At 59.5% G+C, this 13,840-nt stretch carries 12 protein-coding genes; 10 read left to right on the plus strand and 2 right to left on the minus strand.

Annotation, left to right across the window (positions count from 1 at the left end; translation table 11 throughout):
- The first annotated feature begins 81 nt into the window (after positions 1-81).
- A complete protein-coding gene (adhP, locus tag ACN0SD_RS07580) occupies positions 82-1,110 on the plus strand; it encodes an alcohol dehydrogenase AdhP (protein ID WP_417807621.1) in 1,029 nt (342 codons plus the stop codon).
- A gap of 149 nt (positions 1,111-1,259) precedes the next feature.
- Positions 1,260-3,479 (plus strand): methyl-accepting chemotaxis protein, encoded by a 2,220-nt coding sequence (locus ACN0SD_RS07585; protein ID WP_417807622.1) that lies wholly within the window; start codon positions 1,260-1,262, stop codon positions 3,477-3,479.
- Between the two features lie 102 nt (positions 3,480-3,581).
- Here ACN0SD_RS07585 and ACN0SD_RS07590 read toward each other — a convergent pair whose 3' ends face one another.
- Together ACN0SD_RS07590 and miaA are read right to left on the minus strand one after the other, a co-directional pair.
- Complete coding sequence (locus ACN0SD_RS07590; protein WP_417807623.1) at positions 3,582-4,463, minus strand: AraC family transcriptional regulator; 882 nt, start codon at positions 4,461-4,463, stop codon at positions 3,582-3,584.
- Positions 4,464-4,565: 102 nt separating this feature from the next.
- A complete protein-coding gene (gene miaA, locus ACN0SD_RS07595; protein ID WP_417807624.1) occupies positions 4,566-5,471 on the minus strand; it encodes a tRNA (adenosine(37)-N6)-dimethylallyltransferase MiaA in 906 nt (301 codons plus the stop codon).
- A gap of 112 nt (positions 5,472-5,583) precedes the next feature.
- On the opposite strand from miaA, the gene pyrH reads away from it, so the two are divergent.
- From pyrH to bamA, 8 genes are all read left to right on the plus strand, one after another.
- A complete protein-coding gene (pyrH, locus tag ACN0SD_RS07600) occupies positions 5,584-6,315 on the plus strand; it encodes a UMP kinase (RefSeq protein WP_417807625.1) in 732 nt (243 codons plus the stop codon).
- 82 nt (positions 6,316-6,397) lie between these two features.
- On the plus strand, positions 6,398-6,961 hold the full coding sequence (gene frr, locus ACN0SD_RS07605) for a ribosome recycling factor (RefSeq protein ID WP_417807626.1): 564 nt from the start codon (positions 6,398-6,400) through the stop codon (positions 6,959-6,961).
- An 18-nt stretch (positions 6,962-6,979) separates the two neighbouring features.
- Complete coding sequence (gene uppS, locus ACN0SD_RS07610; RefSeq protein WP_417807627.1) at positions 6,980-7,738, plus strand: polyprenyl diphosphate synthase; 759 nt, start codon at positions 6,980-6,982, stop codon at positions 7,736-7,738.
- Entirely contained in the window at positions 7,735-8,532 is a 798-nt protein-coding gene (locus ACN0SD_RS07615) for a phosphatidate cytidylyltransferase (protein ID WP_417807628.1), read from the plus strand. Before uppS ends, ACN0SD_RS07615 begins: the two co-directional genes overlap by 4 nt.
- A gap of 3 nt (positions 8,533-8,535) precedes the next feature.
- Positions 8,536-9,714: a 1-deoxy-D-xylulose-5-phosphate reductoisomerase gene (gene dxr / locus ACN0SD_RS07620; protein WP_417807629.1), complete on the plus strand. Its 1,179-nt coding sequence runs from the start codon at positions 8,536-8,538 to the stop codon at positions 9,712-9,714.
- Between the two features lie 3 nt (positions 9,715-9,717).
- A complete protein-coding gene (rseP, locus tag ACN0SD_RS07625; protein ID WP_417807630.1) occupies positions 9,718-11,061 on the plus strand; it encodes an RIP metalloprotease RseP in 1,344 nt (447 codons plus the stop codon).
- Positions 11,062-11,184: 123 nt separating this feature from the next.
- Positions 11,185-11,358: a hypothetical protein gene (locus ACN0SD_RS07630; RefSeq protein WP_417807631.1), complete on the plus strand. Its 174-nt coding sequence runs from the start codon at positions 11,185-11,187 to the stop codon at positions 11,356-11,358.
- A 231-nt stretch (positions 11,359-11,589) separates the two neighbouring features.
- Positions 11,590-13,827, plus strand: coding sequence for an outer membrane protein assembly factor BamA (gene bamA / locus ACN0SD_RS07635; protein ID WP_417807632.1), 2,238 nt, complete (start codon positions 11,590-11,592; stop codon positions 13,825-13,827).
- The last annotated feature ends 13 nt before the right edge of the window (positions 13,828-13,840 follow it).

Consider the following 13,840-nt stretch of genomic DNA (forward strand, 5'->3'; position numbering starts at 1 on the left):
TTTTCTGCCTTGCGACGCGCTGTGTCGCAGGCCCGCGTCTGTATGAGTTTCGACCTCCCCCAAATATGAAAGGACAAACTGATGGCAAAGATGATGAAAGCCGCCGTTGTGCGCGCGTTTGGCAAACCTCTTGTGATTGAGGACGCCCCCGTTCCCGAACCCGGCCCCGGCGAAATTCAGGTCAAGATCGAGGCCTGCGGTGTCTGCCACACCGATCTGCATGCCGCCCATGGTGACTGGCCCGTCAAACCCAACCCGCCCTTCATTCCCGGCCATGAGGGCGTGGGATATGTCTCGGGCGTAGGTGCAGGCGTGACCCACGTCAAAGAGGGCGACCGCGTCGGCGTGCCGTGGCTTTACACAGCTTGCGGACATTGCGAGCATTGCCTTGGCGGCTGGGAAACGCTGTGTGAAAGCCAGCAGAATACCGGTTATTCTGTCAATGGCGGCTTTGCCGATTACGCGATTGCCGATCCGAACTTCGTCGGCCATCTTCCTGACAACGTAAGTTTTATCGAAGTCGCCCCAGTGCTGTGCGCTGGCGTGACGGTCTATAAGGGTCTCAAAATGACCGAGGCCAAACCCGGCGACTGGGTAGCGATCTCGGGGATTGGCGGCTTGGGCCATATGGCGGTGCAATATGCGCGTGCGATGGGGCTGCATGTGGCTGCCGTTGATGTCGATCCTGCCAAGCTGAAACTGGCGCGAGAGCTGGGTGCCGAAGTGACCGTTAACGCGATGGAAACCGATCCGGGCACATATTTGCGCAAAGAGATCGGCGGCGCGCATGGCGTTCTCGTCACCGCCGTTTCACCGATTGCGTTTGCGCAGGCTCTCAAAATGGCGCGGCGTGGCGGCACGATCGCTATGAACGGCTTGCCGCCGGGTGATTTCCCGCTGCCGATATTTGATATGGTGCTTGAAGGGATCACGGTGCGCGGCTCGATTGTAGGTACACGCCTGGATCTGAAGGAAAGCCTTGAATTTGCGGCACTTGGGCTGGTGCACGCCCATACGGCACCCGGCAAACTCGATGATATCAATGACATCTTTGACAAGATGATCGCGGGTAAAATTGACGGGCGGATCGTCTTGGACATGTCTGCTTAAGTCCGGTTAACCAATTCGGGCGGGGCGTTGCGCCTCGCCCGTCGCATCCTAGGCAGGGACGATTGCTGCTTGCGGCACCAAGATCGCGTAAACCCGATCTTAGCGAATTGCCCCTATCCCGATGATATCGCGTTCATCGGAGCCAAGTCATGCGCCTTCGCCGCCAGATCCTGATTCTGCCGATATTCGTCGCTCTTCTTGCCTGCGGGTTGATGGAGGTCGGGGTATTCTGGATGCGTGGCAAGGTTGATGAAATGACGCGCGCCAACCTGATGAACAGCGCCGCAGATCAGCTTAAGGACAAGATCGCATCTGCAGAACGCGAGGCGCTTGATCGTGCCAAACTGATTGCGGGGTTGCCGCTGGTTCAGGGGGAATTGGCGGCGCGTGATGATAGCGCGCTTGCGGCGATATGGGCGGAAAACTGGCCGGTTCTGCGCGATGAAACCGGGATGGCGCAATTGCAGTTTCACACCGCCCCCGCGACCTCGCTGATCCGCATCCACAACCTTGGAAAACGCGGCGATGACCTGTCTGCCTTTCGCAAAACCGTGGTTGATGTGAATGCGACTGGCACGCCCGTCATGGCGCTTGAATCAGGGAAGGCCGGGATTGGCGCGCGCGGTGTTGCGCCGGTGTTTCATGATGGCGTCCAAGTCGGCTCGGTCGAGGTTGGGTTGAATGTCGGGCAAAGCTTGCTGGATCAACTCACCAAGACCACAGGCGTGCAATACGAATACTATGCCTATCAAGCGCAAGGCCCCGCGAAGGTGTTGGCGAAGACGGGGGGCAGCGCGCCGTTCCTAAGTGCAACGCAGCTTGCAGGCCTGCACGATGGCGGCACGCTAGATGGCAATGTCGAGTTTGCCGGGGCGCAAAACTTTTTGCGCGCCTTTGTCGTTCGCGACTATAGCAACGACGTGGTCGGTGTGTTCTCGATGGCCGCTCCGGCCACGCAGGTCACCGCTCTCAATTCCATGATGACAAAAATATCGCTTGCGCTCGCGGCGGTGTCTTTTGTGATTTCTGCGCTGATTGCATGGCGTTTGGGCCAGGCAATCGTGCGCCCGATTTCGGGGCTGGCCGCCGCGACGCAAGCGATCTCGCAAGGTGATATTTCCACCAAGGTCGAGGGGACGCATCGCCAAGACGAGCTAGGTGAAATGGCGCGCGCCTTAACGGGTTTTGCGGAGAATTTGGAAAAGAACGCACAGATGCAAGACGCACTGCGTCTTGAGGAGGAAAACGCTCGTCAGGCCGAAAAAACGCGCCAAGCTAAAGCAGAAAAGGCTGCGGCGAGTCAAGCTGCTGTCGAACAAGAGGCCGAAGCGTTGCGCCATAAGGTCGAGGCCGAAGAGCAAGCTGCGCTGCGCGAGCGTGAAGACGTCGCCCGACACCAGCTTGAGGAGCAGGCCCGCATCGTGTCGGTCTTGGCCGCAGGGCTGAATGCGTTGGCTCATGGCAATCTGGCCAGCACCCTAGATGAGGTATTGCCGGGCGAATACGAACAGCTGCGCCTTGATTTCAACGCGGCTGTCGCCCAGCTTGCCCGCTCGCTCAGCGAAATCAAGCAGGGCGCGCAGCATATTGATACCGAGGCACAATCTATTGCCTCTTCGGCTGACGAGCTAGGCCAGCAGACCGAACGCAATGCCGCAGCGCTGGAACAGACGGCGGCGGCGCTGAACGAGTTGACCGTGTCGGTGCAATCGGCGGCAGAGGGGGCACAATCTGCGCGTTCGTTGGCCAATGAGGCGCGCGGATATGCCGAAAACGGCGCGCAGATCGTGAAAAATGCGGTCTCTGCGATGGCGGGGATCGAAAGCTCGGCCAAGTCGATATCGCGCATCACTTCGGTGATCGACGACATCGCGTTTCAAACCAATCTGCTGGCTCTGAATGCAGGGGTTGAGGCTGCGCGCGCGGGTGAGGCCGGTCGTGGCTTTGCTGTTGTCGCCTCTGAGGTGCGCGCGCTTGCGCTACGCTCCTCGGATGCGGCCAAGGAAATTTCGCAACTCACTGCGTCTTCGGATGCACAGGTGAAATCTGGTGTGGCTTTGGTTGACCAAACCGGCGAGGCGCTGGGGCGCATCGTGACGTCCGTGCGTGAAATTCACGATAGGGTCAGCGCCATCGCCGTGTCCTCTGGCGAACAGGCGAGTGGAATTTCAGAGATCAACTGCGCAGTGCACCAGCTTGATCAGGCTACCCAACGCAGCGCGGCGATGTTTGATCGCACCACGACCGCCAGCCGTTCGATGTTAGGAGAAAGCGCGCGCTTGATCGGCTCCGTCGCCGCGTTCAACCTGCCAGGTCGCGCAACGCTGGACATCTCGGTGGATTTGGCACCGGTACTCGCGGCGCAATAGAACGGTCGGCAGATCGGTCGGCGCGTAGGCCTAAAGCTAAAAAGGGCGTAGCGGCGCGCAATTGTCAGTCGCGGCCTTGGTCCAAGCGGTGACGCGGCGTCCTTAGCCGGTGCGACGAAAATCAATCGGCGTCTTACCGGTCTTGGCGTGGAAGGCGCGGGTGAAATAGGCCGGGCTGGTATAGCCAAGGCTCGCCGCGATCTCTTTCACCGGAATTTTGGTATCGCGCAGCAATTCGCGTGCTGCATACAGCCGGCGTTCCTGCAACATCTCGGATGCGCCTTTGTTGCAGCTTTCACGACATGCGCGCGTCAGATGCGTTACCGTCACGCCCAACTCATCGGCCATGTCGCCCACGCCAACACCCGAGCGAAAATCGCGCTCAACCAGCGTTGTGTAGCGCGACACCAGTCGACGCGCGCCTGAGGTTTGGATCGCGGCGGTCTGGTTGCTGGCAATCTGGCGCTCCAGCCACACGCTGAGCAGGCCAAGTTGGTGATGCAAGGCGCGATCCGCAGCCGGACGGTCGCTGTCCAATTCGCGCTGCACCGCCTCTAGAACAGAGCTAACCTCACCCTGTGAAATCGCATCGCGCACCCGCAAATGCTGCACGGAATGGGGCAACACAAGATCGCTGTCGCGCCCAAAATGCACGACCTGACCTTGCGGTTGCGAACCCAACTCATAGGAATGCATCACCCCGGCAGGAATAAAAATCACGTTGTTGGGGCCATATCCGCGGGTCACGCCGCCCAAAGTGATGCGGCCCTGACCGCGCGTGAACCACAAAAGGCACGGCTCGGAGAGCGCGCGCATGGCCTCCACCCGCCAACGCCCGGCTTTGGCGAGACGGCTGATCTGGCTGATGCGCGCGGCCGAGGGCGCGCTTGGCAAGCTGGCACCGACATCACCGGTTGAAACCGCCGGCAGGCGAGGCTTGGATTGCGAAAACTGCGACAGCGGCGGTGTGGAGAAAAGTTTCACTTTTGCGATCTTTCGAATGGCCGAATGCGTGCAGAATACTGCGTAACCCGCGTTCAACCAATCGTTTTTCAACATTACGCCCTTAGCGCTGTGGCGGCGCGGTCACGCACACGCGATCTTGTGCCATGCTTTCATACGAGCACGAAACCAAGTGCGTTGGCGCTTGGCATATTGGCGAGAAGCTGCCTGTGCGCGGCTGCGCGCTTCGGGCAAATCAATCTCATCGCGCAGATAGGCGATCAATTCCGGGGCCCCGATCGCGCGCGCCCACAGCGCCTCGGGCTGCCAGATCGGGGCGATTGCGGCGACCTCATCCAAAGCGCCCTGTTCCAGCATCACATCAAACCGCCTGTCGATGCGATCTGCTAGCCAGTCGCGGTCGGCCTCGAGCAGAAGGGGCACACAATCATCTAACGCCAAAAGTGGAGCGGGGGTGCGCGCCTGCCAGCTTGCCAAACCTTCGCCCGTGGCGCGCATCACCTCCCAAGCGCGCTGCACACGCATCGGGTTTTGCGCATCAATTTGCGCGCGCGTCGCCGCGTCCAGCTCTGCCAGCATCGCACCATGACCATCTTGGCTGCGCCGCGCGTTGGCCTGCGCACGGATGGCGGGTGGCGTGGGGGGGATTTGCGCCAAACCTTGGGTCAGCGCGGTAAAATACAGCCCCGTGCCGCCCACGATGATCGGGCGTGGGCCACCCTTGGCGTGATCGGCTAAGATCGCGGCCACCTCTTTGAGCCAATGGCCCACCGAATACTCAGCCCCCGGCGCGATGTGACCGTAAAGACGATGGGGCGCGCTTACCTCTTCCGCCACAGAGGGGCGCGCCGACAGCACCCGCCAGCACGACCAGACCTGCAGCGCATCGGCGTTGACCACCACGCCCCCCGCTGATTGTGCGATTTCCAAGGCCAGCGCGGATTTGCCGCTGGCAGTCGGTCCGGCGATCAAAACAGGGGTATTCGAAGCGATTTCAGGCAGGTTAGGCACGTTGTTACAGCCGATCACAAGAGCACAAGAGTAAAACGGGTGCGATCCCTCGGTACGAGAGGTTGAACCCGGCCCCCATTTGCGACATTTTGCGCGCCGATGACAACCGTCTGACCTGAGGGGACACACCATGAACGACGAGACCCATTCAAAACCGAAATACAAACGTGTCCTTTTAAAAATCTCGGGCGAGGCCCTGATGGGCGATCAGGGGTATGGCCTGCACCCCCCGACCGTCGCGCGCATCGCCCAAGAGGTCAAATCGGTCCATGATCTGGGCGTCGAGATTTGCATGGTGATTGGCGGCGGTAACATTTTCCGCGGGCTGGCGGGCTCCGCCCAAGGGATGGAACGCACGACGGCCGATTACATGGGCATGTTGGCGACGGTGATGAACGCGCTTGGCATGCAAGCCCAGCTAGAGGCGTTGGGGCTGCACACCCGCGTCATCAGCGCGATCCCGATGGATGAGGTTTGCGAGCCCTACATTCGCCGCCGTGCCGTGCGCCACCTTGAAAAGCAGCGGATCTGTATTTTTGCGGCCGGCACCGGCAACCCGTATTTCACCACCGACACCGCCGCGACCCTGCGCGCCAATGAGATGAATTGCGAAGCAATCTTTAAGGGTACCAAGGTTGACGGTGTTTACGACAAAGACCCGATGAAATTTGACGATGCCACGCGCTATGACACGGTCAGCTACGATGTCGTGCTGCAAAAGAATCTGGGCGTCATGGATGCCTCGGCGATTGCTTTGGCGCGCGACAATAACAAGCCGATCATCGTGTTCTCTCTTGATGAGCCGGGCGGCTTTCGTGGCATCCTTGCGGGGCAGGGCACCTACACGCTTGTGCAGGGCTAAGGGGCACGCAAATGCTATCTTTCGCCTCGCCACTGCGCTAAACCAAAGCCCGAGGCCGCAACAAAGACGGAAAAATTGAACAATGTCCGACGAGATTGAGATCGACACCGATGACCTTGAGCACCGCATGAAGGGTGCCATGACGTCGCTGAAACATGAACTTGCATCGCTGCGCACCGGTCGGGCATCGGCCACGATGGTAGAGCCGGTGATGGTGGACGCCTATGGTACGATGACCCCGATCAATCAGGTCGGCACCGTGAACGTCCCCGAACCGCGCATGGTCACCGTCAATGTCTGGGACAAGGGCTTGGTTAACAAGGTTGAAAAAGCGATCCGCGAAAGCGGGCTGGGCATCAACCCGCAGACCAACGGCACGATCATCATGCTGCCGATCCCCGAGTTGAACGAGGAACGTCGCCGCGAGCTGACCAAGGTCGCCGCCCAATACGCCGAAAGCGCGCGCGTCGCGATCCGCAATGTGCGCCGTGACGGGATGGATCAGATCAAGAAGGCCAAGGGCAACGGCATGTCCGAGGATGACGTCAAGTTCTGGGAAAACGCCGTGCAAGAGCTGACGGATGCTCATACTGCGCTGGTGGATAAAACGCTTGAGGCCAAGCAAGCCGAAATCATGCAGGTCTGAGGCGAAAGAACCCCACCCATGGCGCTGCAAGATAAAAAGACGGCAAAGACGCCCGCGCAACCCGAATTGACCGATTATGGCGTGCGCCATGTCGCGATCATTATGGATGGCAATGGGCGTTGGGCCAAAAAGCGCGGCTGGCCGCGTCTTGCGGGCCATCGCAAAGGCGCCGAGCAGATCAAGAAAATCGTGCGCGAGGCTCCGGATCTGGGCATTCGCTATATGACGATCTATGCGTTTTCGACCGAAAACTGGAAGCGGTCCTTGATCGAAGTGCTGGGTCTGATGAAGATGTTTCGCTTCATGATCCGGCGTGAGGCGGATGCGCTGGCCACCGAAGGGGTCAATCTGCGCTTCATCGGGGATCGCTCGCGTCTTGATCCAGCGTTGCGCGAAACGATGGACGCGATCGAGGCGCGCACCAAGGGCAACACACGTCTGACCTTGGCTGTCGCGATCAATTACGGCGGGCGCGATGAGTTGCGCCGCGCTGCCGCCCAGCTGGCGCTCGATTGTGCAGAGGGACGTCTCTCGGTCGAGGATATTGACGACGCGGCACTGGCTGCGCGCCTTGATACGGTGGGCATGCCCGACCCCGATCTGGTGATCCGCACCTCGGGCGAGACGCGGATTTCGAACTTTCTGTCTTGGCAGGCGGCCTATGCCGAATATGAGTTCACCGATACGCTTTGGCCTGATTTTACGGTTGAAGAACTCACCGATATTCTCGCGCGGTTCAGCGGTCGCGAGCGCCGCTTTGGCGGGGTTAAATCGTGAGCGCGCCAAAGATTGGCGGCAAATGGGGCGATCTCGTTCCGCGTGCCGCCTCGGGCGTGGCGATGATTGTCGTGGGCGTGCTGGCGATCTGGCTTGGTGGGCCGGTTTTTGCCGGTCTTGCGGTGCTGGTTAGCGCGCTGATGGTCTGGGAATTGATGATGATGGTTGCGCCCAATCGCGCGGGCAATGCTGTCGGGCTGGCGATCGTCGCGGCGGCGGTGCTGGTGCTGGTTTTCTGGCTGCATAGCCCGATAGGGCTGATCTATTTACTGATCGTACCGATCCTTGCAGCGTTCATCGCACGGGGGCGGCGTCTGGTTGGCGCGGCCTATGGGCTTGCAATTATGCTTACGGGCTATGGGCTGGTGGCGTTGCGCGAAGGCGCGGGGCTTAGCGTTATCTTTTGGATCGTCGTGATCGTCGTTGTTTCTGATGTTGCTGGGTATTTCGTGGGGCGGATGCTGGGAGGGCCGAAATTCTGGCCTAAGGTTTCGCCGAAAAAAACATGGTCGGGCACGGTTGCGGGCTGGGTTGGCGCGGCCCTTGTCGGGGTGATTTTCGTGCAGTTTGGCGGTGCGACCTCGCTGATCTGGATCTCGCCTCTGCTCGCCTTTGCCGGGCAGATGGGCGATATCGTGGAAAGTGCGCTTAAGCGCTCGGTCGGGGTTAAGGATAGCTCTGCGCTGATCCCCGGACATGGCGGCGTGCTGGATCGCTTTGATGCGCTGCTGGGGGCGGTAGTTTTCCTGATTTTGCTGTCGCAAGTGATGCCGCTGCCGCTGACGGAAGGCTAAACGATGCGCAGGATTTCGATTTTCGGGGCGACGGGCTCGATCGGCGAAAGCACGTTTGATTTGCTGATGCGCCAAGGCGGGCCAGAGGCGTTTCACACGGTCGCGCTGACCGGCGGGCGCAATATCAAACGGCTGGCCGAGATGGCGTGCGCGCTACGTGCCGAGATCGCCGTGACCGCCTATCACGAGTGCTACGCTGATCTGGTCGACGCACTTGCGGGCAGCGGTATCGCGGTGGCCGCAGGCCCCGAGGCGCTGATTGAGGCCGCGCATCGCCCCGCCGATTGGGTAATGTCGGCGATTGTTGGGGCGGCGGGGTTGGCTCCGGGGTTTGCGGCACTTTCGCAGGGGCGCACGCTGGCGCTGGCCAACAAGGAATCGCTGGTCACGGCTGGCCCGTTGCTGCTGGGCGAGGCGCGCGCGCATGGCGCCACGATCTTGCCCGTAGACAGCGAACATTCCGCGATTTTTCAGGGCCTCGTGGGCGAGGATATGGCGGCGGTCGAGCGTATCATTATCACCGCCTCGGGTGGTGCGTTTCGCGACTGGCCGATGGAGAAGCTGGCATCTGCAACGGTCGCGCAGGCCTCAAGCCACCCCAATTGGGACATGGGTCAGCGGATCACGATTGATTCAGCCTCTATGTTTAACAAGGCTTTGGAAGTTATTGAGGCGAAAGAATTTTTCGCCATCGCTCCGGATCGAATTGAGGTCGTCGTGCATCCGCAATCCATCATTCATGCCCTAGTGGGGTTCAACGATGGCGGGTTGATGGCGCATATGGGCGTGCCCGACATGCGCCACGCGATTGGCTATGCGCTGAACTGGCCCGCGCGGCGTGAGCTGCCGGTGGAACGCCTCGATCTGGCCAAGATTGGCCAGCTAGACTTTCGCGCCCCCGATCCCGTGCGCTACCCTGCATTGCGCCTTGCGCGCGAGGTCATGGACGTTGGCGGGTTGGCGGGGGCTGCGTTTAACGCTTCCAAGGAGGCTGCGCTGGACCTGTTCATCGCGGGGCGGATCGGTTTTCTCGATATGAGCCGCATCGTAGAACAGGTTTTGACGGAAATGAACGCGCGTCAGGGCCTTGGAAATGCCGCCATTAGTCTTGATAACGTGCTGCACACCGATGGCGAGGCGCGCCGATTGGCTTTCGCGCTTTGCGATCAAAGAAGGATTTGAGTTTTGGAACTTCTGCCCCAGTTCGGCAATCTGCTTTATACCATCGTGGCTTTCGTGATCGCGCTGTCGATCATCGTGGCAGTCCATGAGTTTGGCCATTACATCGTCGGGCGCTGGTCGGGCATCAAAGCCGAGGTGTTCTCCTTAGGTTTTGGCCCCAAGCTGCTGAGCCGCGTTGATAAACATGGCACGCGCTGGCAAATCGCGGCGATCCCGCTGGGCGGGTATGTGAAGTTTTTGGGCGATGCGAATGCGGCTTCGGCTGGCGCGGATGAAGAAGAGATGGCGCAGCTTAGCGAGGCAGAGCGACGTCACACCATGCACGGCGCCCCCCTTTGGGCGCGTGCGGCGACCGTGGTGGCGGGGCCGGTGTTCAACTTTCTCTTGTCGATTGCGATCATCACCGGGCTTTCAATGTGGAGCGGGCAGGCGACCGACACGCCCGATATCGACACGATCGTAGCGCTGCCGCAAGGGCCGGGCGGGTTGCAACATGGCGACAAGATCGTGGCCGTCAACGGCGTGGAAATTACAGATTACGCCGCTTTGGGTGACGTGAGTGACAAGGTGCCTGCCGGGCCAACGCTGACCTACACCGTTGAACGCGCAGGAAAAACGCTTGATGTGAGCGGCCCACAGCTGTTTCCCGCGCGCTTTACGGGCGTTTCGCCGGGATCTGCGGCCTATGATGCGGGCCTGCGCGGAGGCGATGTGATCACCGCGATTGATGGCACTCCGATCTGGCGCTTTTCCGAGTTGCAAGACGCAGTGAAGGCGGGCGAAGGCGCACCAATGGCACTGTCGATCTGGCGGCCTGAAAAGGATGGCGCGCCCAAAGAGTTCGACGTCACGCTGGTGCCGCGTCGCACCGATCTTCCCAATGGGGAAGGCGGGTTTGAAACGCGGTTGTTGATCGGCGCCACGGGCAGTTACATGTTCACCCCGATAACGGTCTCGGTGGGTCCGGTGGATGCGCTTACGGGCGCGGTGAAATCGACCTACGGTATCGTCGCGCAATCGGTTTCAGGCATTAAAGCGATGATTGCGCAGCAGATTTCGTCGTGCAACCTGTCGGGCGCGTTGCGTATTGCGGAAACCTCGGCGGCGGCGGCAAAATCTGGCCCCGTCGAATTCATCTGGTTCATCGCGGTGCTGTCCACGGCGGTCGGGTTTCTCAACCTGTTCCCGATTCCGATACTGGATGGTGGGCATCTGATGTTTCACGCCTATGAGGCGATTGCGGGCAAGCCGCCCTCGGAACGGTTGATGAACCTGTTCATGTCGATCGGTTTGGCGCTGGTGGCGACGCTAATGTTGTTCGGGTTGTGGAACGACATCACCTGCTAGGCGGAAAATGCAGGGGGCAAATTGCGCAACTGCCGCAATTTTGCCCCAATTGACCCCGAATTGCGCCATCTTGTGCTTGTATCCCTTTGCTTGCGCAAATCTGCGCCAACGGAGGGTTGAGCTATGTCTATGATGATTGCCGAAAGCTATCGCGGAATGGGCGTTATCTTTGAGATCATCTCGGATCGCCTGTTGATCCCCGTCGCTGTCATCATTGCTCTGCTGGGCGCGGGCCTGATTGGCATGCAACTGATTGACGTGCTTGGCGTTGATCCGGCATCGCTGAACCGCATCTAAATACCCATAGATATTTCGATCAGTTGTGTCATTGGCGTAACCTACCGCAAATAGTTGCGTCTTTGAGGGGCACAGGACTTTGACAACGCGGGTCCGCTTAGGTAGTCACTTTACCAAAGAAAAGTGAATACTAGGCGGGAGGGCACGATGTCGATCGGCTTGCAATCAATGCTCAGAATCTGTGCGACGCGAAACGCCCTCCGGGCGAGCGCGGTTTTCCCAGCGGTAGCAATGGCTTGGCTGGCCATGCCGCAGGTGGCGCAGGCGCAGCAATATAGTTTCTCTTCAGTCAAGGTGGTGGGCAACGAACGTATCGAGCCCGCAACAATCCTGACCTATGCGAGAATCGCGCGCAATCAACCGGTCTCGGCCGCGGATCTGAATGCCGCCTATCAGCGCATTTCCGGCTCGGGCCTGTTCGAAAGCGTGTCTTTGACGCCGCAGGGCGGTACCTTGGTGATCCAGGTGCAGGAATTCCCGACGATCAGCGTGATCAACTTTGAGGGCAACAAGATCATCAAAGATGAGCAGTTGGCCACCATGGTGCAAAGCAAGTCGAACCGCGTTTACAAGCCCTCTGAAGTCGAGGCTGACGCCCAGCGTATCGTGCAGGCTTACGCCGACGATGGTCGCTTGGCCGCACGCGTCACGCCCAAGGTGATCCGTCGCTCGGACAACCGCGTCGATGTCGCCTTCGAGATCAAGGAAGGCAAGATCACCTCGGTCGAGCGCATTACCTTCACCGGCAACCGCGCCTATTCTGATCGCCGTTTGCGTCAGGCGCTTGAGACGAAACAGGCCGGCATCTTCCGTGCTTTCGTCAAGAGCGACACATTCCGCGCCAATCGCGTTCCTGTCGATCAGCAAAAACTGACCGATTTCTATCAGGCGCGTGGCTATAAAGACGTGCAAGTTACAGGTGTTTCTTCGCAGATGACGCGCGAACGTGATGCTTTCTTCATGACGTTCAACGTGATTGAAGGGCAGCAATTCCACTTCAACGCGATCAATACGGTTTCGGAGATTCCGGGGCTAGACGCTGCGCAATACGACAAGCTGACAAAGATCGGGTCCGGGCAAACCTATTCGCCCAGAGCGATTGAACTGGCCGTAACGCGGATGGAGCAGCAAGCGATCAAGGACGGCCAGCAATTTGTGCGTGTTGAGCCGCGCGTCACTGAAGATCAGCGCACGCAAGCGGTCAACGTGACATTTGCACTGGTGCGCGGGCCGCGTGTCTTCGTGCAGCGCATCGATATTGAGGGCAATACCACAACGCTTGACCGGGTGGTGCGGCGCGAATTCCGCACCGTCGAGGGCGACGCCTATAACCCGCGTGAAATCGCAAACGCTGCAGATCGCATTCGCGGCACGGGCTATTTCAAGAATGTCGATGTTAACACCAAGCAGGGCTCGTCTCCCGATCAGGTGGTGGTTGGCGTGAACGTCGAAGAGCAGCCCACCGGCTCGCTTGGGTTTGGCGCGTCTTACAGTGCAAGCGACGGGGTCGGTCTGAACGCCTCGCTGCAAGAAAACAACTTCCTCGGGCGCGGGCAATTCTTGGGGCTGTCGCTTGGCACAACGACAGATAACAACTCTTCCAGCCTCCGCTTTGTTGAGCCGCGCTTTTTGGGTCGGAATGTAAAATTCTCGTTCGGGGCATATTACGCCACCTCGAGCGATGCCTCGAACACCTATTACGACACGAAACGCATGTCGGTTTCGCCGGCGTTTGAATTCCCGGTCTCCGAGCGTGGCCGTCTGGAAGTGCGTTATAAGCTTGGTCAAGATGAGCTAAGCAATGTCACGACCGATTCCTCGCTGCTGTTGCAGAATGAGGAAGGCAAGCAGGTCTATTCTGGTCCAGGGTACACCTACACGTTCGACACCTCGATTGATCAGATTGACCCGCGCTACAACATGAAGTTCTCGGTCTCGCAGGATTTCTGGGGCGTGGGCGGCGATATTACCGGTGGTATCACCTCGGCCAAGATTCAGGGTGAGCGCAAGATCATGAATGAAGAGGTCACGCTGCGTGCCTCGCTTGAAGGCGGCGCGGTTCATGCCTCTGGCGGCACCACGATCCTGCAGCGCTATAGCGGCAGCCAGATCCGCGGCTTTGAAAGCTACGGCATCGGTCCGCGTGACCTCGGTGCGCCCAACCAAGACGCCCTCGGTGGAAACTACTACTGGGTCGGTAAAGTCGAGGCGCAATTCCCGATCGGTCTGCCGGAAGAATATGGCATCACTGGTGGTGTGTTCTGGGATGTGGGCTCTGTCTGGGGTCTCGACAGTACAGCGGGAACAGCTACCGTGGACGATTCCATGAATGTACGTTCTGCGGTTGGCGTGTCGATCTTCTGGAACTCGGGCATCGGCCCGCTGCGCCTGAATTTCTCGCGCGCGATCAAGAAAGAAGATTACGACAACACGCAGAACTTCGACCTGACTTTGTCTACGCAATTCTAATTGGGTTGATCGG

This window comes from Thioclava sp. (assembly GCF_048263065.1).
Classification (GTDB): Bacteria; Pseudomonadota; Alphaproteobacteria; order Rhodobacterales; family Rhodobacteraceae; genus Thioclava.